Source organism: Neobacillus mesonae (assembly GCF_001636315.1).
Taxonomy (GTDB): Bacteria; Bacillota; Bacilli; order Bacillales; family Cytobacillaceae; genus Neobacillus; species Neobacillus mesonae.
The window spans coordinates 458673-479499 of sequence record NZ_KV440949.1 but is presented as its reverse complement, the minus strand read 5'-3'; the positions used below and the strand labels follow the sequence as shown (position 1 = coordinate 479499).

Below are 20827 nucleotides of genomic sequence, written 5' to 3'. Positions count from 1 at the left end.
GGAAAAGGTAAAGATTGTCTTCCTTTTATAAAATGTGCAATTTTACATGTAAACAGACTAGGTGAAGTCTGTTTTTTTTCTTCTATAAAGATGAAAGAAACAAAAAATTGAATCATACAATTGGAATAAGGTCTAACATATTTGAAAAAGGATGTGAAAATCCTGTGAAACGCTCTTATTTAATCAAACCAGTCTTGGATGACGTCTATCCTGTCATCGATTATGGTAAAGGTGTTTATTTATTTGATATGGATGGAAAAAAGTATTTGGATGCGGCATCAGGAGCGGTTACAGCAAATATAGGTCATGGAGAGCCTGAAATCATCGAGGCCATGAATCAACAGGCCAGAAGAGTTTCCTTTGTGTACCGTTCGCAGTTTACGAGCGAGGCGGCTGAAAGCTTGGCCAAAAAGATTGCCGACATGACCCCCGGCGACCTTAATTGGAGCTTCTTTGTAAATAGCGGCTCGGAAGCGACAGAGACAGCGATGAAAATTGCGATTCAATATTGGCAGGAAAAGGGGATTCAGACAAAAACAAAGGTGTTATCAAGATGGGTAAGCTACCATGGGATTACCCTAGGAGCGCTTTCGATGTCCGGCCATACCGGAAGACGAGCCCGTTTTGTTCCCCTTTTGGAGGATTTTCCAGTGATTAATCCGCCGTATTGCTACCGCTGCCCATATCAGCTTGAAGCACCGTCGTGCCAATATGCCTGTGCACGAGAGCTGGAAACAGCGATACAACGAATTGGAGCGGACAAAATAGCTGCCTTTATCGCCGAACCGGTCATTGGGGCGGCAGGCGGGGCGATTGCACCACCTGAGGACTATTTTAAAGTGATTAAGCAAATCTGTGATACGCACGAAATTTTATTCATTGCTGATGAAGTAATGACCGGTTCAGGACGGACGGGCGAGATGCTTGCCTGTACACATTGGGAGATCACGCCGGATATTGTTACCTTAGGAAAAGGGATGGGAGCGGGTTATGCACCGATTGCCGCAGCGGTTGCCAGTGAGAAAGTGATGGAACCGATTTTGGCCGGTACAAAACAAGTGATGAGCGGGCATACATTAAGTGCCAATCCGCAAAGCTGTGCCATTGCTTTAGCCGTTCTTGAATATATCGAAAAAAACAAGATTATGAGTCAAGTAGAATCAAAAGGAGTTTACTTCAAACAGCAGCTCGAAAAAATGCAGTCACAATTTGAGTTTATTGGAGATATCCGCGGAAAAGGTTTGATGCTTGGGATTGAATTTGTCGCCGACCGCGGTACGAAGAAACCTTATCCGCGTCAAGCATTAATCACTCAAAAGATGGTAGCGCTTGCGAAGGAAAAAGGGCTGATAGTCTATCCGGCCGGTTCAGGAATTGATGGGGTGAATGGTGATTCGATTATGATTGCTCCTCCATTAACAATAACAGAAAAGGAGATTGACGAATTGATTGCCCTATTAAATGAAACATTTACCGCGTTTGCACAAGATTTCAGTTGTATGGCTGGTGGATCTTAAATGAAAAATATCTTTGGGAAAATTACGACGTTGGAACATGTTCTTACCTTTTTCCATGATGGTATGACACTTATGTTTGGCGGGTTTGGCGGGGTTGGATCGCCGCCGACAATTATTGATGGGATCCTGGAGAAGGGAATAAGAAATATAACACTTATCGGGAATGATACCGGTTTTCCGCATATCGGCATTGGCAAGCTGGTCAGTCAGGAACGGGCAGCTAAGGTAATAGCCTCTCATATTGGATCCAACCCATTTGCCGGAAAAATGATGCATGAAGGCAGGCTGGAGGTCGAATTTTCCCCGCAAGGCATTTTAGCGGAAAGAATCCGGGCAGGTGGTGTCGGCCTCCCCGGGATTCTCTCCGATATTGGCATGGATAATGAAATCGTCGTAAAGGGCAAACCGATTATAGCCCATAACGGTAATGAATATTTGCTCGAAACGGCTCTAACGGCGGAAGTTTCGATTGTATATGCCAAAAAGGCAGATGAATATGGAAATTTAATTTATGACAAAAGCGCCCGCAATACCAATCCGCTAGTAGCGATGGCGGGGGATATTACTATCGCCGAGGTCGAAGAAATTGTACCGCTTGGAGGTCTTAAACCTGAAGAAATTATTACCCCTGGCGTGTTTGTTGACTATGTAATTCCAACAAAGGGGGTGAATTGGAGATGGGCATGGGAATAGACATTCGTAATAAATTAGCCAAACGAGCAGCTGAAGAAATTCAACATGGAATGCTTGTCAACTTAGGGATCGGTATCCCTTCACTTGTCCCCAATCATTTGTCAAAAGAAGTAACGGTGATGTTCCAAGCGGAAAATGGCATAACCGGAATGGGTCCAAGTCCAATTAATGGGGAAGAGGATGAAAATCTCTGCAATGCCGGTGGGTTTCCAGTTACCTTAACAACCGGGGGTTCGTATTGTGATAGTACTGCCGCGTTTGCGATGATTCGTAAAGGAAGGGTAGATCTTACAATTCTTGGTTCACTGGAAGTTAGTGAAAAAGGGGACCTTGCCAATTGGATCGTTCCGGGGAAAAAAGTGCCTGGTATGGGGGGAGCGATGGAGCTTGCCCAAAAGGCCAAAAAAGTGATTGTGTTAATGAATCATTGTGATAAAAACGGAAATCCAAAGATTGTCAAGGAATGTAAGCTGCCATTAACCTCAAGCCGCTGTGTAGACCTTATTATTACGGAGCTGGCTGTGTTTAAGGTAACGGATAAAGGTTTGCTGCTAACCGAGCTGTTTCCCCCCTGTAATATCACAGAAGTTATCGAAAAAACCGGATGCGAATTTGACGTAAGTGAGAAGCTTCGGCACATCAAATACTAATCACAATAAAGGAGCGGGACAATTGAAGAACGAAGAAGAGAAAATCAGAACTTGGCTGAAGGAGAATCGGGCGCGGGGAATCAAATTATTGCAAAAAACTGTCCAGGAAGACAGTACAAGAGGAAATGAAAGCAGTACCCAGGCAGTGATTATCGAAAAATGCCGCCAGCTTGGTTTAAAGCTTGATATATGGGAAATTGGCGGTGAGAAACTGAAAGACCATCCCGCCTATTTTTGTGACCGCCACAGCTTTGAAGGCAATCCTAATCTTGTTGCTGTGTTGAAGGGAACAGGCGGCGGCAAATCGCTTATTTTAAACGGGCATATTGATGTGGTCCCGGTTGGTGACGAAACAAGCTGGACACATGATCCCTTTAGCGGTCATATTGAGGACGGCAAGTTGTATGGGAGAGGTTCTACTGATATGAAGGGCGGAAATACTGCCCTTTTATTAGCGATTGAATCAATTGTCGCGTGCGGCATTAAGCTGAAAGGGGATCTTATTTTTCAAAGTGTTATCGAAGAAGAGAGCGGCGGGGCAGGAACATTGGCGGCTGTTTTACGGGGCTATCAAGCAGATGGAGCGATCATTCCTGAACCAACGAATATGAAACTCTTTCCAAAGCAGCAAGGATCCATGTGGTTTAGAATTACAGTCCCAGGAAAAGCGGCCCATGGCGGGACACGTTACGAAGGAATCAGCGCGATTGAAAAAGCGGTCCTTGTTATCGGGCGTCTGCAACAATTAGAGAGAGAACGGAATGCCCAAATAACAGACCCCCTCTACGAAGGCATCCCCATTCCTATTCCGATTAATATCGGGAAAATTATAAGCGGCGAATGGCCATCCTCGGTTCCTGACACCGCCACCATCGAAGGCAGGATGGGGGTTGCACCGGAAGAAACGATGGATGCGGCACAGCTTACGATGGAGTCGTGCCTTCAGGAATTGAATGAACAGGATCCGTGGCTGAGTAAGAATCCACTGAAAATTGAATGGTTCGGCGCCAGATGGCTTCCAGGAAGCTTGGAAAATGATCATCCATTGATGACAGCACTAATTGATAGTTTCAAAGAAATAAAGGGAGAAGCCCCAGTAATTGAGGCCAGTCCATGGGGAACAGATGGCGGTATTTTTTCCAATGTCGGTCATACTCCTGTTATCGTATTTGGTCCGGGAGTAACCGAAATGGCGCATGATGCAAATGAATATATTGTCCTAGACGAATTGTTTACTGCAAGTGAAATCATTGCCTTGACGATTCTCAATTGGTGTGAGGTTGAGCATGCCCATTAGGATTCTTTTTTAGATTCAGGAAGGAATTAACAGGATGATTGAAGAAGTAGTAAAAGAATAAGCTTTGTAATTGGTATGTTGGAAAAATGTCTGGCTTATTTTACAGTCAGGCATTTTTTTCACGAAGACAAACAGCTTGCACGAAACATAAGGTGAAGGGAGAGAAAAATAGATGAATCAATTACAAACAACCGTTCGTTTGCAAGAGTCAAATTTTTATCTTGAGGTTTGCCTTGATCCATTTAATAAAAGAATCCGTGCTGATGATTATCGAGGCAACATTCAAGAGATTCTAACGAAACTCGAGAAACTGGTCCATGAACATAGTGTGGAAAAACTGATTATTAAGGGGCGTACGGAGGATACGTTCACTTTTTATGAGGCCGGATTCCAGCCGGAGGCAGTGATAGACCGTTATTTTCTTGGCACTGACGCTTGGTTTTTTACAAAATTTTATACCTCAGAACGTAAAACCACCGACCATTGGATGACGGAGGATGGGATCATTCAAAACATTTATCAATTGGAGCCACCTGGTAAGAGACCGCTCCCGCCAAAGGAATATATCTTGAAAAAAGTGAGTCAAAGCGATGCAGCCAAGCTCTCCGCACTTTACCGACAAGTATTTCAGATTTATCCAACCCCGCTAAATGACCCAGATTATGTAAAGAAGACGATGGAGGATGGGACAATCTATTATGGTTTTTTCCATCAAGGAGAAATCGTCAGTGCTGCTTCGGCGGAAATTAATTCATTTTACAAAAATGCTGAATTAACCGATTGTGCAACACTCACGGAACACAGGAAATATGGCTTGATGAAGCTGCTGTTACAGGAGCTGGAGCAGGAGCTGAAACGTGATGGAATCTATTGCGCCTATTCCATTGCCCGATCCTTGTCCTTTGGGATGAATGCTGCGCTTTACCAGCTCGGATATAAATACCGGGGGCGGTTAATGAATAATGTCTATATTTATGACAAGCTGGAAAATATGAATATATGGGTTAAGAATCTGGCAAACTGCTAAAAATTCGGCTGCAGCTGCCCATTTTTCAGCACCTTGTGTAATCACTATAGAAGGAAGGTGAAAGTAATGGGACAACTTACCGCCTTAACGCAGGAAGTGCTTGCGGCTATTCTGAAAAGCATTGATGAAGGAATTCATGTGGTGAACACCGATGGAAAGACGATCTTTTATAATGAAGTTGCCGCGAAGCATGATGGCATGGAGGTTAAGGAGGTGCTGGGGAAACATTTATTAACAGCATTTCCCTCGTTAACAGAAGAATCGAGTACTCTATTAAAAGTGGTAAGAACCGGGAAGCCCATATATAACCAGACACAGGTTTATGTCAATGTCCATGGGACCAGGATTGACACGATGAATACAACATTACCGATTTTTGTTGATAAAGAAATTATTGGTGCCGTCGAAATCGCCAAAGATTATTCGCGAATGAAGCTGCTATCCGAACGGCTGCTGGATCTGCAAAAGGGCTTGAAAAAAGGGAGCCGGAAAAGGGTTAAAAAGCAGGTGAATTATACTTTTAATGACTTAAAAACAGTAAGCCCAGCCTTTAATAGCATGAAGGATGAAGCGAAAAAACTGGCAAAATCGGATTCTCCCATTCTTGTATATGGAGAATCCGGGACAGGGAAAGAATTGTTTGTCCAAGGAATTCATCATGAATCGCTAAGGGCTGCCGGTCCGTTTATTGCCCAAAATTGTGCGGCCATACCGGAGACATTGCTTGAAAGTATTTTGTTCGGGACGGCAAAAGGGAGCTATACAGGAGCTGTCGAGCGTAAAGGATTATTTGAACTTGCTGATGGAGGAACCCTATTCCTTGATGAACTGCATGCCATGCCGATTGAATTACAGGCAAAGCTTCTTCGTGTATTAGAGGATGGTCTCATTAGAAGGGTTGGCGGGGCGGAAAATATCGTCGTTAATGTCCGCGTTATTGCAGCGGTCAATCTTCATCCAAGCAAGGCGTTAAAGGAACATAAGCTGCGCTCAGATTTATATTACCGGCTCAACGTATTTACTTTTTCATTAATTCCCTTAAGGGAGAGAAAAGAGGATATTAAGTTTTTAAGCGATTATTTTATTGGGTTTTTTAATAAACAGCTTCAAAAAAATATTAAAGGGATGGAACTGGAATTAGAGACTTTTTTTGCTAATTATTATTGGCCTGGGAATGTCCGTGAATTAAAACATACGATTGAATATATGATGAATGTCTGTGAGATGAATATATTAGCAATTGAGGACCTGCCGGTGATGTTAAAACAACAGTTAACTATTGTACACAGCAGTCATCAGCAGCTTGAGAATCTTTCTTTACGGAAAAATCTCGATGAATTGGAAAAATCATTGATCTTGTCAGCCATGGAGGAAACGGACGGGAATATTAATCAAGCAGCCAAGCTTTTGGACATTCCGAGGCAGACATTACAATACAAATTAAAAAGGCTTTCATTATAAGGTGCTGAAATTTCAGCGCCTTTTTTGGTTGAGAAACAAGGAATACGAGTTAATTGCAGAGGAAAACCGCGTTAAATTACCGCTTTGTCAATTTGGCATGATTCTTGCATATTAATTTAGTGAGGCAAGAAGGAGGAATGGATTATGAAACAATTTTTGTATAAGCCGAAAAGGCATTGGAAGGATATTGAGCTTTGGAAAGATGTAACAGAAGAACAATGGAATGATTGGTTATGGCAATTGACGAATACAATTCGTACATTAGAGGATTTAAAAAAGGTAATCAATTTAACACCTGAGGAAGAAGAAGGCGTCAGAATCTCAACGAAAACAATCCCTTTAAATATTACACCATATTATGCGTCATTAATGAATCCAGATGACCCGCGCTGCCCAATTCGAATGCAGTCAGTACCGATTTCAAAAGAAATTTATAAAACTAAATATGATTTAGAAGATCCATTATATGAGGATGAAGATTCGCCGACACCCGGGCTGACTCACCGATACCCGGATCGTGTGTTATTCTTGGTGACAAATCAATGTTCGATGTATTGCCGTTATTGTACGAGAAGACGTTTTTCCGGACAGATTGGTATGGGTGTGCCGAAGAAACAGCTGGATGCCGCCATTTCTTATATTCGTGAAACACCTCAAGTGAGAGACGTATTAATATCCGGCGGAGACGGATTATTGATTAATGACAATATTTTGGAATATATTTTAAAAAATTTACGTGAAATTGACCATGTCGAAATTATCCGTATTGGAACGAGAGCACCTGTTGTATTTCCACAAAGAATTACCGAAAACCTCTGCAATATTTTAAAAAAATATCACCCAATTTGGCTGAATACCCATTTTAATACATCCATTGAAATTACAGAAGATTCTAAACGAGCCTGTGAAATGCTGGCGAATGCCGGTGTTCCAGTGGGTAACCAGTCCGTTATCCTTGCTGGCATTAATGATAGCGTACCTATAATGAAAAAACTGATGCACGATCTTGTGAAGATTCGTGTCCGTCCATACTACATTTATCAATGTGATTTATCCGAAGGAATCGGCCATTTCCGTGCACCTGTCTCCAAAGGCTTAGAAATTATCGAAGGACTGCGCGGGCATACGAGCGGTTATGCGGTTCCAACCTTTGTAGTCGACGCACCTGGCGGCGGCGGAAAAATTGCGCTCCAGCCGAATTATCTCATTTCACAAAGTCCGGAAAAAGTGGTCCTGCGAAATTTTGAGGGTGTGATTACGTCGTATCCAGAGCCGGAAAATTATGTACCGGGACGGGCGGAAGGCTATTTTAAAGAAATTTATCCGGAAATGGATGAGAAAAAATCGCTGAACGGCATTGCGGGAATTATGAATGACGAACACTTTAATCTTGTTCCAGAAGGGTTATCACGCCTAAATCGCAGGGAAACATACAATCAGGACCCGCAGCACACGACGTTAAAGGATAAACGGGGTAAACGCGATGAACTAAAAGAAAAGAAATATCAAGCACTAGTCCAAAAGGATACACAACCCGAAGCCGTTGCGGAACAGGGGAAGGAATAGGGGGGCACATGAATGAAAACGGTATGCGAGTGGTGCTCAAGCGAGAACGTTGAACATATTTCCGGATCAGTCTATTGGGAACTGCCGGACGGGACACGAGCAATTGAGATCAGTGAAACCCCAACGTTTTCCTGCCCAGATTGCTCAATGATTTACCAAAGTGAAGCAATAGTGAAAGAAATAGAAGACCAATTATTTTTAATCGACTGCAAAAAGATCGACAAAGTCATAACCTTCGAGAATTTGATGGAAATCCCAAGATTATTAAAAAGAAACTATTTCGACTTTTCATAAAGCATTTGGTGCCTGACACCATTGTGGATAACTGAGTTATCCACAATGGTGTCAGGCACCCTTTTTTATAGTATAATAATGAAACGAAATTGGAATAGAAGGGCGTTCGTATATGAGGAAATCGTTTTATCATTTTTTGTTGAAGTTTCGGCATCCGTCACCCAAGGATTCGATTAGTAAGTTTGCCAATGATGCTTATTTGGATCATAGTTTTCCGAAACATTCTGATGATTACCATGAACTTTCGGCATATCTTGAACTGAATGGACATTATTTAGAATCGATGTCGATTTTTGATGAGGCATGGCAGCAATATATCAGTACAGAAAAATAATAATTAAAAATACTCTTTATTCGCCTTAATATGAGAGGCGATTTTTTCATTTTATCAAGGAAAATGCGCGTTTATTTTCCTACGCGCATATAATAATGTAATCAAAATTTACGGTTCATCATTTGAGGGGAGGGGAGGAAATGACACAGCGGAAAAAACCAAAGTATAATATCGGTGATACAGTGGTGATTACCATTTATGGCACCGTTGGGAAAATAACAGATGTAAAGTGGCTTGAGGGGAATTATGTATATGAAGTAAATAAAAGTCAGGGTTTGTTTATGGAATCAGCATTAGAATTGCTTTCAGAATTTGAAGGAACTGTAATGGAGCAGGAGCATATTGATATAGAATATAAGTTTTTTATCGGTGACTTGGTACAGGTAAGCGGATATGGCGCTGATTTGTTTAAGGTGGTCGGCTTCCGCACTGAAATCTGGCGTTATAAAGAGGATGCCTGGGAAGATGTCATCTATGAGCTCTCGAGAATCAGCGATGGCGAGTGGCTCGAAGCCGGCGAAGAAGAACTTACTCTTGTCGCTGATGCGGAAAGTGCCGACACGTTTATTCAAAAGCTGGGCTTGCTTTACTTAGTCAATAGACAGGAAAAGATCCTAAAGAATCCAAGTTTACAAAATCTGGTGAGAAAAGCGGAGCTTGAAGAAATCGCCAAGAAAAAAGAAAAGAAAGAGTTAATTGATAACCTTTTGGATATCTTTAATGATTACCGGATTTTATATGAATTGTTCCATGATCAAGAATATTATCAGGTTATGCGGGTTATACTGAGGAAATTGGAAAATATCGTCAGTAATGATGGGAAAAGCCATGTATAGCTACCATCTTGCGGCTTCAATTAACAAATAAAGCACAAATGGGATACCCGCCCATTTAATCATTGAAAACATGGTATCCGTAATTTTCGCAAATAGCTTCAAAGTGTTACTATCCTCTTGATTAACATCTGCTATCCATAACTCCAGCTTTGTTTGTAAATTAGACATTCTACCACCCCAGAAAATTTCTTTACATTCATCCTATGCTTGTCCCAATAAAAAATGACCCAAGAAAAGAAAAATTTCCAGCCAACATAACAGCATCGCAACATTAGATATCCAGCTAAGTTACTAGCATGAAAAGACAACGAAGCTCATACATTCTGTAAAAAGGGGGTCGATGGTTTGAAAGAAATCGAAGTTTTTATTGATACAGAAGAAATCGCCGAATTCTTCTTCCATGAGCTTGTAAAAAGGGGATATGTTCCAAGTGAAGAAGAATTGGAAGAAATCGCAGACATTACCTTTGAATATTTAATTGAAAAAAGTATCATCGATGAAGAAGTGGAGGAGGAATAAGTTTTTAAAAAGATAAGATTTCCTTCTCATCAAATATAGATTGTTTAAACGAGCATGTTCATGCTCGCTTTTTATTTGCAATCATACTTACTATCGAAAAAATTTTTTAGAAAACGAAACCATAATTTTATAAACCCGTATATATCGATGAGGTAAAAAGGGGGAAATAATACATGACATTCTTTAATAAAGTATTTGCCAGCGTGGGGATCGGGGCGGCAACAGTGGATACAAAGCTCGAAAAAGAAACCTATATGCCTGGCGAAACAGTCAAGGGCATCGTCGAAATTAGGGGAGGTAAAATTGACCAGCAGATTGATGAAATTTACCTTTCTTTAAATACAACCTATTTAAGAGAGTCAGATGATCGAAAGTATTCGGTTAATACAACAATCGATCGTTTTCGGCTGACAACCCCGTTCCAAATAGGAAAAAATGAAAGAACAGACATTCCGTTTACATTTCAGCTGCCATTCGATACACCACTGTCAATTGGCAGATCAAAAGTATGGGTAACCACCGATCTTGATATTAAAGGCGGTGTAGACCCAAGTGACAAAGATTATATAAAGGTTGTTCCCAATTCATTAATGACCGCCATTTTTAATGCAATAGATACGCTTGGATTTAGAATTAGGGAAGCGGATTGCGAGGAGGCTCCAAGACGAATGAGGGGGCGGCTCCCGTTTGTTCAAGAATTTGAATTTGTTCCTGTATCTGGACCATTTCGCGGCAGGTTGGATGAGCTTGAAGTCGTTTTCTTTCCATCTGCCCATGGCGGTCTAGAGATTATGTTCCAGGTAGACCGGAAAGCAAGAGGCATTGCCGGGTTGTTCTCAGAGGCGCTCGGAACAGATGAAACAAATGTAAGATTAATTGTCACTGACTCCGATATTCCATATTTACAGGAAAAAATCTATATGGTGATTCAACGATACTCCTAACCAAAAACAATGAAGGTAAAGGGAGATATCATATAATCGACAAAATTAGTGTTTTTTCGTCGAAGGATTTGACAACATCCATCTCTAATTAATAGATAAGACTAAAAATTCTATTAATTCAGAGGGATATTGATGATCAAGGCATTAACAAGAAGAGGCAATATGCAGTATGATGTGACCATCTTTCAAACACCAAGACAGCGTGAGAAAAAAGGTCATCAACAAGTCTATCGAATAAATATACCGGCCGACAGCCGTAAACATTGTTTGGAAGAAACCTTTAGCCGTTTTAACGTAACTGATAGAATCCCAGCCAATTATAAAGGAAGATTTTTATCGACTGGTGATATCATATTAATTGATGAAGGTCGTGGCGGACAATATTATTACCAATTAAAACCAGGCGGCTGGGTTCCTATTAACCGCATTACATTGCTGTAATTTTGAACAATAAAAACCTAAGGAATCATGAGGTCCTTAGGTTTATTTTTTATTAAACAAATTATCGCTTTCTTCCGCCGGTTGCCTGATGTTCTTTTGCATGTGCCTCGTGTTCCGCGACAATCGCTTCAGCAGGAATATGATTATTTTTCTTCGGTGAGTTAATTCTTGCACGATGCTTTTTTCCCATTTCCATTCCTCCCGTTACATCACCATCAGCAATGTATTTGATTGTAAATCAAGATTAGCTTCCCACAATTTAAAAATTTCATGTCATTTTCTTCGTTTTGGTTTTTCATTGAAATTCGTTTATGATATATTGACTATGGTACATAATAAGGACAAGTATTGGAGGGATTCAAATGAGTATACATATTGCTGCAAAAGAAAATGAAATCGCTGAAACGGTATTGCTTCCCGGCGACCCGCTTCGAGCTAAATATATTGCCGAGAATTTCCTAGAAGGGGCAGTTTGCTATAACGAAGTACGAAATATGTTCGGTTTCACAGGGACATACAAGGGCAAAAGAATTTCCGTACAAGGAACAGGAATGGGAGTTCCGTCCATTTCTATCTATATTCATGAATTAATGCAGAGCTACAACGCACAAATGTTAATTCGTGTGGGTACCTGCGGAGCCATCCAAAAAGATGTTAAGGTACGCGATGTTATTTTGGCGATGACCAGCTCGACTGATTCGAATATGAACCGCCTTAATTTTGGACATGTTGACTTTGCCCCAACAGCAAACTTTGAACTATTAAAGAATGCCTATGATGCTGGAATCGAAAAAGGGTTAAATTTAAAAGTAGGAAGCGTGTTCACAGCAGATTCTTTCTATAATGATAACGCGGAGCTTGAAAAATGGGCAAAATATCAAATTCTAGCGCTTGAGATGGAGACTTCAGCACTTTATACACTAGCAGCTAAATTTGGCCGCAAAGCATTGTCAGTTCTCACTGTCAGTGATCATATTTTAACTGGTGAAGAAACAACAGCCGAAGAAAGACAGTTAACCTTTAATGATATGATTGAAGTAGCACTGGAGGCAGCTATTAAGGAATAAACAGCTTCTGGACCTCTTCCATTAGGAAGAGGTTTTCGTTTTTTTTACAATCACTATCTTTTTCTTTGTTAATTTAATTAAAAAGATGTTATTCTAATCTCTAAGGATTCTTTTTTTATTGGAGAATTATACATAGCTTCAGCTGTATTACATTAGAGTAATTATTTTTGGGTTGATGAAAGTGGTGAAGGCTTTGGAAGAAGAGAAAAACGAACAAGAAAAAGTTGAACAAGATCACGCTGTTGAAAATAAATCCAGCTACATTCATTTGAAAAAATTCCACTTTATTATGCTGCTATTTTTAATTGTTTTTTTATCGGCAGGGATTACGGCTGTTGCCCTTTCGTTTGGGGGAGAAAAGGTTGTAACCGTCGGCAATGAACGGTCAGAATTTAATAAGCTATATGATACGTTTGATACTTTAAAAGGTAAGTATTATACAAAAACAGATGATCAGAAGCTGATTAATGGCGCAATCAATGGTATGGTTGAGGCGCTTGATGACCCTTATTCCGATTATATGAGCCAAGAAGAGGCAAAAAGTTTCCATAATACCATTTCTTCTTCCTTTGAGGGAATAGGGGCGGAAATTCAGGAAAAAGATGGCCATATTGTGATTGTGTCACCGATTAAAGGATCGCCTGCTGAAAAGGCTGGCTTAAAACCAAATGATGTTGTTTTATCAGTTGACGGACAAAGTCTTCAAGGGAAAAGTTCGACCCAGGCAGTCATGATGATACGCGGAAAAAAAGGAACAAAAGTGGAGCTTTCGATTAAACGTCCTGGACAGGATAATCCAATTACGGTTCCAATCATTCGTGATGAAATTCCTATTGAAACCGTTTATGGAGAAATGGTCGACAAAGAAATTGCGAAGGTTCAAATTACCAGCTTCTCTAGTAACACATCTAAGGAGCTTGTGACAACCTTAAATGACCTGCAGAAAAAAGGAATGAAAGGCCTCGTGTTGGATTTAAGGCAAAACCCTGGAGGTTTATTAGACCAGGCAGTCAGCATCTCGAGCATGTTCGTTCCAAAAGGGAAGGTCATTGTAAAAGAGGAAGACCGAGATGGAAAAATCACGGAAATCCCTTCACAAAATGCAGGTAATCCCGATCTTCCATTGGTCGTATTGATTGATAAGGGAAGTGCCAGCGCATCTGAAATCCTTGCTGCGGCAGTGAAGGAATCGGCTGGAGTCCCTCTCGTTGGAGAAAAGTCCTTTGGGAAAGGAACGGTTCAAACAACAACCGACTTTAAAGATGGATCAAATATTAAATATACTATTGCCAAATGGCTCACACCAGATGGCAACTGGATTCATAAAAAAGGTATAGAACCGGATTTTTCGGTGGCGCTGCCAGAATATGCGACGCTGTCCATTATTGATCCGGATAAGGCATTAACTAAGTCTAATGCTTCGACGGAAGTACAGACAGCACAGAAAATGTTAAAGGCGCTTGGCTATAAACCGGGACGTGTTGATGGTTTCTTCGATGAAAAAACGAAAGAAGCGGTCATCGCCTTCCAAAAGGCCAATAATTTAAAAGCTGATGGTGTGTTAAAAGGCGACTCTACCATCAAGCTTATGGAGCTATTAAGGGAGAAAATTGAAAAAAATGATACCCAGTTAAATAAGGCTGTAGAAGTTTTGAAAGGAAATATCAAATAACTTTGAGCGACACCTGTTACTGGGAATGATTTAATAAGAAGAAAAAGCGGTTGGTGATCCATCCGCTTTTTCTTTTATCCCAGTAAAAAAATGAATGATAACTGCCCCTTCAGGTAATTCTTTAAATGTGAGAATTAAAATGAATGGAGGAAGCTAATGAGAAAAGCGGCAGTCATTCTTTTTATACTTTTTTTTCTCCTTGGCGGGCAAAAGACAGAGGCAGAGGCTGCCATCAGTTATAAGGTCACAATGCCTGATTGGAAAGAAGTTAATCATATTGTGCCAAAATATACAAAATTTACAGTATTAGATATTGAAACTGGGAAGAAATTTAAGGTGCAAAGACGTGCCGGAAGCAATCATGCCGATGTACAGCCCCTCACTGTAAAAGATACCAGCATTATGAAAAAAATATATGGCGGAAAATGGAGCTGGAAACGAAGGGCTATTATTGTGATTCACAAAGATCATTGGATTGCTGCATCGATGCATGGAATGCCCCATGGTGCGGGGGCACTTCAAAATAATTTTCCAGGCCATTTCTGTATTCATTTTTATGGCAGTACGACACATCGAACGAATTCAATGGATTTATCACATAAGCTCATGATATTAAAAGCTGCTGGTAAACTGAATGAATATTTGGCAAAGGCAAACCCATATGATGTGATTTATGCTTATTTTACCGCGATTAAGCAGCAGGATGAGCCAATTGTCTCTAAAATTTCACTGCAAAAGGTAAACTGGAAGAAGATTATGCCTGAGCTTGAATATATCAATTTAGCTCGATTGGAGTATTTGCCGCCTGAAGATTTAACACAGGAAATTAGCTTGGATGTTCCAATTGATGTGGAGTGGTTTAATAAGACCGGAAAGCATCTCTTTCGCGGAGATTTGCATTTAGTGCGTTTTTCGCCGCAGGATGCATGGAAAATCGATTCGCTTCATTTTTTACAAGAAAATTACTTGGTACAACAATAACACCTTTATTAGTGATAAGCTCATTAATAAAGGTGTTTTAACATCATATGGGCTGTTCCCCAAATTTAATAAAGGTGCGTTCATCTTCTATTAAACCACATGTTCCGCATTGAATTCGAAACTCGGGCCCTGTATAAGGGTGATGGAAAGGTTCCAATTCGGTTAAATTATATTCTTTAATGACGTCCCCGGTTTGCGGATCGAGTTTTACGGAATGCGAAACCTGTTGAATCATATTGAAACGGCTTCGGTTCGTTTTGCAATTAGGACAACGATAGGGAGTAGACATAGACATATTTATCTCCTTTCAAATAACGGTTAAGACTATTTTTTACAAACAGGAGAGGAAATATGTAACATTTGATTTGTGCAGTTTAGTCTCCTTTTATAAATAAAAATAGGACAGGTTTATTCTGTCCTACAGCTCTTTCCGAAGGGGGAGGGATCCTTAATTTTGCCCGCTAATTTTTCTTTGATTTTAGCCTTTATTTTTTCAGAACACTCGCCTTCATAGGTAGTTCCGATATTAATTGATCCGGTTAACTCTTTAATTCCAAGCTCTCCAAAGTTAATGGCCATACCTCCGTTGTTAATAATCAATTTTCCAATCTTCATTTTAATTTTCCCCTATTCAGATGGATTGTGATTAAAGTTGATTGGAATGGTTTCGATCTCATCCTGGTTTATAGGCATGGTAATCATTAGAATTCCATTATGAATTTCATTTTTTACTTTTTCGATAATAATAGGGTAGGGAAGTGCTATTTCCTTTTTAAAGGATCGGCTTGCCCGTTCTTTTAGAAAATATTTGCGCTTTTGCTTGAACGATTTTAATTCTCCGGAAATGGTAATCATTTGTTCCTGAATGGAGAGCTTAAATTGTTCCTTGTTTAATCCCGGGAGCTCAATTTCGGCTATTAATTCATGGCCAAATTCGTATAAATCGCATTTTGGAAAAAAGTCAGCAGCCATAAAGGGGTTAACGTTTAAAGTAGAGGATGAATTCTTTTTGGGGTTGTCGAATATGGTATTCCAAAATGCCTCCGTTTGAAAACTTTGCGCAGCATCCATCCACTTTTTTAACTTATCAATCTCCATATTTATCACTCCCTGCATGAACCATTACTTCATCTTATTAAAGGGAAGGCAAAACATGCAAAAAAATAGTCTTGTTACATGATTTCGGTTACATCAATTTGCGAGAACTGCATATCAATATTTTTAGGGATCTTCACTTCAAGAATACCGTCTTTATAGTTTGCGGCAGCTCCCTTCTTCTTAACAATGGCAGGCAAGGTAATCGTATGTTTATCATCTTTTTCTGGTATATGTTCTAGGATTAATTGATTAGATGTGTGGTAAAGCCTAAGTTTCTTTAACCATTCTTCATCTTTAATTGGGATTCTAACGAAGACATAATCATGTGTCTCATAGGCAGTAGAGTTTAAACTGCCAGTTGCTGCCTGCTGCTGAGTGGAGGATTGAAAACCATTAAACATCTCTTGCGGGTTCATCATTCCTCTCATATTATCAGGCAGCGCTTTAGAAATGATATCTTGAACATATTTATCAATTTCCCCTGGCTTCATTTTTTGCATTGTATCTTTCATATCTTTATTAAAAGGGAATATATTCCATGGGAACATTCTTTTTCATCCTTTCGAACAGAGAAGTTAAATTTGATTTAAATTCGGTAAAGAAGGGTTGGCAATTTGGTCTAACTCGCTTACATCAAAATCAACATAATTATTAATATGACCGGAAGTTGCTGGGGATAGGTCTCCAAAAGCCATGTTCGTACCAATTAGTTTTGTATTTGATGTATGTGAGTTTTGTATGATGGGGCCGAAATCGATATTTCCGTTATTATTAATGGCGTTTGTTTTGATATTAAAAATATTAATTTGAAAGGGCATGTTATTTTTTCAGTCCTTTATATGTTATATGGGATTGGAATAAACATTTGACGGATTCGCTATATCTCCCATATCATTGACATCCGGATCAATGAAGACATTTTCCATCGCCGCATTCGGCGGTGCATAATCTCCATAAGAAGTATTTTTACCTTGTGATTTTGAATTAGCGGTATGTGCATTATGAAGTGCTTCTCCGATGTTGACAGACCCATTAGTAGAAACACTGTTAATTTTAAAGCTAAAAATATTGATAACAGTCTGCATGCTGTCACATCCTTTTCTTTGATATCACATCCTATGCAATTCAAAGCCCATTCGTTATTAAATCTTTATCCAAACAAGCGGTAAGCAAAAGAATGTGAATTTTTCACATGGTGCCTGACACCAAATTTGACACCAAAATATTTGCATATATGAAGAATTCTTTTTAACATGAAATAAAGAGGAAAATTTTACACTTAGAGGGGTAATGTTTGTGAATAAAAAAACTGCTTTGATTACGGGGGGGGCAGCTGGTATAGGGAAAAAGACCGTGATTCATCTGGCGGAGAAGGGGTATCAAATCGCTATTAATTATCGTAATAGTGAATCCGAAGCTGTTTCATTAGCTCAGTACGTAGAGGAATGCTATGGCATTCGCAGTATTGCTGTTCAAGGTGATATTGCCCGTCAGGAGGAATGTGAGCGGATTGTGGAAGAAACACTTTCATCCTTCGAATCAGTGGATGTCTTAATTCATAATGCCGGTCCTTATATACATGAAAGAAAAAAAATGACTGACTACTCCTTTGAGGAGTGGAATTATTTGTTGAATGGAAATTTAACGTCCGTGTTTTATTTATCAAAGCTGGTGATCCCTGTCATGCGCAAGCAAAATTGGGGAAGAATTATTACCATGGGGTTTGATCGGGTAGAATCAGCACCAGGCTGGGTGTATCGTTCCGCATTCGCCGCAGCAAAGACAGGACTCGCTTCCCTGACCAGAACCATCGCAATTGAAGAAGCGGAATATGGAATCACTGCTAATATGGTTTCCCCAGGAGATATTACAAATGAATGGAAGGAAAGAAACATTCAAGAATCAAGAGCGACCTTTACTGGAAGAAACCAAAATGAAAGGGAGGGTACTGGAGAAGACATAGCTCGGGTAATCGGCTTTCTGGTAGATGAGCAATCTGATTTCATTACTGGCAGTATTATTCCTGTAACAGGCGGTATGGATGTATTAGGAAAGGTATATAAACAGTAGCAAGCCTTTTTACAATTTTTTGAACAATTTGATTTTCTTGTATGAAACTTCTTTCGTTTGAGGATAATAATGATATCTTCAATGAAAGGAGCAAAGAGAAATGAGTTTTAATTTAAACCGAATTAATCCTAATCAAACTCAAGTCCTTTATCAAGATGGCCGTTTCGAAACATTAACAAATGAGGAATTAGAGGAATTTTTGCTCCAGATGGGTATGAGTGAATTAGATGGCGGGATTGAGCAAAGCGTTATTGAATAAATAGTATTTAAAAAAAGCAATCGGATTAGCCGATTGCTTTTTATGCTTCCAGTAATTGAGAATCGGATTGTACAGAACCGTTTCGAAGTAAATGAAATGTATACAAATCCTTGGGAATTTCGTACAAATCGTAAATGTCTCCAGCGGAATTTAATTGTTGATAAATAGCTCGACGCGTTTCATTTGCATTTACCACATAAGGAAGTTTTTCTGCGGCTTTTCTGGAGCGGATATTGACCTTGCGAATCCGCATAAAAACTGTCTCAATACCTATTTCATAAAAGAGCTCTTGGAAAAAGGCACCCTTCGCAATGTTGTTATAGCCCTTCCCGTGGTATGGTTTACCGAGCCAGGTACCTAGAAATCCCGCCCCGTTTTCAATATCAAACAAGCTGATGGTGCCGATTGGCGAACCCCATTCATCAAGAATGGTGCGGGAGATGAGTTCCCCGCGTTCTTCAGCTTCAATGGTCTGCTTAGTCATAAATAAAAATTCATCGTAAGAAGCTGCCTTTTGACGTACAAAAGGGAAGACATCCGGATGCGTCATTAATTCATAAAGTACATGAGAATCGTGAAGATCACGTTTCTTGAGCATGCGTATCCCTCCATTAGGGCATTCCGCACCCATAAGAGATTAGCGGTCCACCCTCGAAATTTTTTATAAAAGTAACGTAAAAAATTTCGGGGTGGGAATCGAACCCACTAGAACCAGTAAACTGGTGGCGCACCATTTGCCTTCCCTATATCATTTTTGTTGTTAAAGCGAAGCAGTTTATAAAACCCCCAAAAATTATCCTACAAAAAAGTTTCTTCAAAAAGTATCATACAAGAAAAAAAGCTAAAAGAAAATAGTTTTTTTAGCGAATTTTATCTAAATTTTTTTCCATTTTTCTACAAAATTCTATCCTTCTTTATAGACTATTTCTCCACCTATCATCGTCCAGTAAGGCTTTGCTAAGTAATGAAAAGGATGATGGCTCCATAAAACCAAATCAGCCTGCTTTCCTGCTTCAATGCTTCCGACAAGATGATCAATTTTCAAGTTTCGAGCGGGAAGAATGGTAATTCCTTCTAGTGCCTTTTGTTCGGAGAGTCCTTCTTTGACGGCTAAACTTGCACAAATATTTAAATATTGAATCGGTGTATAAGGATGGTCGGTGGTAATAGACACTTCAATATCATGCTGCGAAAGAATTTGATAGGTTTTCCAAGTTTTATTCTTTAATTCCACCTTGGATCTTCTTGTCAATGTCGGACCAACAGAAACCTTCAGATTGATCCCTGATAGCTCGCTGGCGATCAAGTGACCCTCGGTACAATGCTCAATCCGCAAATCAAGGTTAAACTCTTCCGCCAATCTTAACGCTGTAATAATATCATCGGCACGGTGAGCATGAATTCTGACGGGAATTTCCCTTTTTAGCGCCATTACAAGCGGACTGATTCTCAGATCATCGGGATTATCGGCATTAATCGCCTGATAAAATGCTTCCCGAAGCATTCCCATAATCCCCATTCTTGTAATGGAATCGTTTTTCCCTTGGCTGTGAATTCTTTTTGGATTTTCACCTAACGCAATTTTTAAGCCAGCGATGTCTTGAACAATCATTTTTTTAATATTTTTCCCTGTTGTCTTAATCACCGAAGTTGTCCCGCCAATAATATTAGCACTGCCAGGCATAACATGAGCGGTAGTCACACCGCTTTTAACCGCATCATTGAAAGCAGGATCCAACGGATAGACTCCGTCAATGGCACGGATATGGGGCGTTAACGCCTCGGCTGTCTCATTTGCATCATCGCCTGCCCAGCCGGTACCTTCATCATAAAGGCCCAAATGGGTATGAACATCAATAAAGCCCGGAAATAGGTAGCCGCCTGTGCAATCAATAATTTTATGGCCGGCACCTGCGGGAATATTTTTCCCTATTCTAACAATCTGTCCATTTTCAATTTGAATATCAAAGGATGGCAAGGGACTAGAGGTAATCGGATAGATCACGGCATTTTTCAACAGTATCTTTGTCATATTTAAACCTTTCTACATGTGAAAATAGTATTTTATCCATTTTATCAGCATTTGTGGGTAAGGAAAAGA

General features: G+C 40.0%; 28 protein-coding genes. 18 read left to right on the top strand and 10 right to left on the bottom strand.

Annotation, left to right across the window (positions count from 1 at the left end; all coding sequences use genetic code 11):
* Window positions 1-164: 164 nt before the first annotated feature.
* From A6749_RS02310 to A6749_RS02265, 10 genes are all read left to right on the top strand, one after another.
* Window positions 165-1517: an aspartate aminotransferase family protein gene (locus tag A6749_RS02310; RefSeq protein ID WP_066384665.1), complete on the top strand. Its 1353-nt coding sequence runs from the start codon at window positions 165-167 to the stop codon at window positions 1515-1517.
* Window positions 1518-2210: a CoA transferase subunit A gene (locus A6749_RS02305; protein WP_066384661.1), complete on the top strand. Its 693-nt coding sequence runs from the start codon at window positions 1518-1520 to the stop codon at window positions 2208-2210.
* The gene (locus A6749_RS02300; protein ID WP_066384658.1) at window positions 2195-2860 is read left to right on the top strand and encodes a 3-oxoacid CoA-transferase subunit B; all 666 of its coding nucleotides are present in this window, start codon (window positions 2195-2197) and stop codon (window positions 2858-2860) included. The genes A6749_RS02305 and A6749_RS02300 overlap by 16 nt, the downstream gene beginning before the upstream one ends.
* Window positions 2861-2882: 22 nt before the next feature.
* Window positions 2883-4157, top strand: coding sequence for a peptidase (locus tag A6749_RS02295; RefSeq protein ID WP_066384655.1), 1275 nt, complete (start codon window positions 2883-2885; stop codon window positions 4155-4157).
* A 172-nt stretch (window positions 4158-4329) separates the two neighbouring features.
* Window positions 4330-5184: a putative beta-lysine N-acetyltransferase gene (gene ablB, locus A6749_RS02290; RefSeq protein ID WP_066384652.1), complete on the top strand. Its 855-nt coding sequence runs from the start codon at window positions 4330-4332 to the stop codon at window positions 5182-5184.
* Between the two features lie 66 nt (window positions 5185-5250).
* Complete coding sequence (locus A6749_RS02285; protein ID WP_066384641.1) at window positions 5251-6645, top strand: sigma-54 interaction domain-containing protein; 1395 nt, start codon at window positions 5251-5253, stop codon at window positions 6643-6645.
* A 144-nt stretch (window positions 6646-6789) separates the two neighbouring features.
* Window positions 6790-8211, top strand: coding sequence for a lysine 2,3-aminomutase (kamA, locus tag A6749_RS02280; protein ID WP_066384637.1), 1422 nt, complete (start codon window positions 6790-6792; stop codon window positions 8209-8211).
* Between the two features lie 12 nt (window positions 8212-8223).
* Entirely contained in the window at window positions 8224-8505 is a 282-nt protein-coding gene (locus tag A6749_RS02275; protein WP_066384635.1) for a YokU family protein, read from the top strand.
* Between the two features lie 112 nt (window positions 8506-8617).
* A complete protein-coding gene (locus A6749_RS02270) occupies window positions 8618-8839 on the top strand; it encodes a YozE family protein (RefSeq protein ID WP_066384631.1) in 222 nt (73 codons plus the stop codon).
* A gap of 140 nt (window positions 8840-8979) precedes the next feature.
* The gene (locus A6749_RS02265) at window positions 8980-9675 is read left to right on the top strand and encodes a hypothetical protein (RefSeq protein ID WP_066384623.1); all 696 of its coding nucleotides are present in this window, start codon (window positions 8980-8982) and stop codon (window positions 9673-9675) included.
* Here the strand turns inward: A6749_RS02265 and A6749_RS28290 are convergent, their stop codons facing one another.
* Window positions 9676-9843 (bottom strand): hypothetical protein, encoded by a 168-nt coding sequence (locus A6749_RS28290; protein ID WP_161487107.1) that lies wholly within the window; start codon window positions 9841-9843, stop codon window positions 9676-9678.
* 177 nt (window positions 9844-10020) lie between these two features.
* On the opposite strand from A6749_RS28290, the gene A6749_RS02260 reads away from it, so the two are divergent.
* The 3 genes from A6749_RS02260 (at window position 10021) to A6749_RS02250 (ending at window position 11579) form a co-directional block, all read left to right on the top strand.
* Window positions 10021-10194: a YozD family protein gene (locus tag A6749_RS02260; RefSeq protein ID WP_066384620.1), complete on the top strand. Its 174-nt coding sequence runs from the start codon at window positions 10021-10023 to the stop codon at window positions 10192-10194.
* 173 nt (window positions 10195-10367) lie between these two features.
* Window positions 10368-11138 (top strand): sporulation protein, encoded by a 771-nt coding sequence (locus A6749_RS02255; RefSeq protein ID WP_066384617.1) that lies wholly within the window; start codon window positions 10368-10370, stop codon window positions 11136-11138.
* Between the two features lie 132 nt (window positions 11139-11270).
* Entirely contained in the window at window positions 11271-11579 is a 309-nt protein-coding gene (locus A6749_RS02250; protein ID WP_066384614.1) for a YodL domain-containing protein, read from the top strand.
* A gap of 61 nt (window positions 11580-11640) precedes the next feature.
* Here A6749_RS02250 and A6749_RS29125 read toward each other — a convergent pair whose 3' ends face one another.
* Complete coding sequence (locus A6749_RS29125; protein ID WP_269085676.1) at window positions 11641-11769, bottom strand: hypothetical protein; 129 nt, start codon at window positions 11767-11769, stop codon at window positions 11641-11643.
* Window positions 11770-11941: 172 nt separating this feature from the next.
* Between A6749_RS29125 and deoD the strand changes: the two genes are divergently transcribed.
* The 3 genes from deoD (at window position 11942) to A6749_RS02235 (ending at window position 15299) form a co-directional block, all read left to right on the top strand.
* Window positions 11942-12646, top strand: a complete 705-nt coding sequence (gene deoD / locus A6749_RS02245) for a purine-nucleoside phosphorylase (RefSeq protein WP_066384593.1) — start codon at window positions 11942-11944, stop codon at window positions 12644-12646.
* A 184-nt stretch (window positions 12647-12830) separates the two neighbouring features.
* Entirely contained in the window at window positions 12831-14318 is a 1488-nt protein-coding gene (locus A6749_RS02240) for a lmo1851 family serine protease (RefSeq protein ID WP_456237950.1), read from the top strand.
* Between the two features lie 156 nt (window positions 14319-14474).
* The gene (locus A6749_RS02235) at window positions 14475-15299 is read left to right on the top strand and encodes a hypothetical protein (protein ID WP_066384591.1); all 825 of its coding nucleotides are present in this window, start codon (window positions 14475-14477) and stop codon (window positions 15297-15299) included.
* A 43-nt stretch (window positions 15300-15342) separates the two neighbouring features.
* Here the strand turns inward: A6749_RS02235 and A6749_RS28780 are convergent, their stop codons facing one another.
* From A6749_RS28780 to A6749_RS02205, 6 genes are all read right to left on the bottom strand, one after another.
* Complete coding sequence (locus A6749_RS28780) at window positions 15343-15588, bottom strand: DNA alkylation repair protein (protein ID WP_066384588.1); 246 nt, start codon at window positions 15586-15588, stop codon at window positions 15343-15345.
* 119 nt (window positions 15589-15707) lie between these two features.
* Window positions 15708-15914, bottom strand: coding sequence for a hypothetical protein (locus A6749_RS02225; protein WP_066384583.1), 207 nt, complete (start codon window positions 15912-15914; stop codon window positions 15708-15710).
* Between the two features lie 12 nt (window positions 15915-15926).
* Window positions 15927-16397, bottom strand: a complete 471-nt coding sequence (locus A6749_RS02220; protein WP_066384579.1) for an Hsp20/alpha crystallin family protein — start codon at window positions 16395-16397, stop codon at window positions 15927-15929.
* Between the two features lie 74 nt (window positions 16398-16471).
* The gene (locus A6749_RS02215) at window positions 16472-16945 is read right to left on the bottom strand and encodes a spore coat protein (RefSeq protein WP_066384576.1); all 474 of its coding nucleotides are present in this window, start codon (window positions 16943-16945) and stop codon (window positions 16472-16474) included.
* Between the two features lie 27 nt (window positions 16946-16972).
* On the bottom strand, window positions 16973-17215 hold the full coding sequence (locus A6749_RS02210; protein WP_066384573.1) for a spore germination protein: 243 nt from the start codon (window positions 17213-17215) through the stop codon (window positions 16973-16975).
* A gap of 24 nt (window positions 17216-17239) precedes the next feature.
* The gene (locus tag A6749_RS02205) at window positions 17240-17482 is read right to left on the bottom strand and encodes a spore germination protein (RefSeq protein WP_066384562.1); all 243 of its coding nucleotides are present in this window, start codon (window positions 17480-17482) and stop codon (window positions 17240-17242) included.
* 211 nt (window positions 17483-17693) lie between these two features.
* Between A6749_RS02205 and A6749_RS02200 the strand changes: the two genes are divergently transcribed.
* Together A6749_RS02200 and A6749_RS28545 are read left to right on the top strand one after the other, a co-directional pair.
* A complete protein-coding gene (locus A6749_RS02200; protein WP_127487818.1) occupies window positions 17694-18467 on the top strand; it encodes an SDR family oxidoreductase in 774 nt (257 codons plus the stop codon).
* Window positions 18468-18567: 100 nt separating this feature from the next.
* Window positions 18568-18726: a hypothetical protein gene (locus A6749_RS28545; protein ID WP_164745677.1), complete on the top strand. Its 159-nt coding sequence runs from the start codon at window positions 18568-18570 to the stop codon at window positions 18724-18726.
* A gap of 40 nt (window positions 18727-18766) precedes the next feature.
* On the opposite strand, the gene A6749_RS02195 is transcribed toward A6749_RS28545, so the two are convergent.
* Together A6749_RS02195 and A6749_RS02190 are read right to left on the bottom strand one after the other, a co-directional pair.
* The gene (locus A6749_RS02195) at window positions 18767-19324 is read right to left on the bottom strand and encodes a GNAT family N-acetyltransferase (protein WP_066384551.1); all 558 of its coding nucleotides are present in this window, start codon (window positions 19322-19324) and stop codon (window positions 18767-18769) included.
* A 306-nt stretch (window positions 19325-19630) separates the two neighbouring features.
* Window positions 19631-20758: an amidohydrolase gene (locus A6749_RS02190; RefSeq protein ID WP_066384547.1), complete on the bottom strand. Its 1128-nt coding sequence runs from the start codon at window positions 20756-20758 to the stop codon at window positions 19631-19633.
* Window positions 20759-20827: the final 69 nt, after the last annotated feature.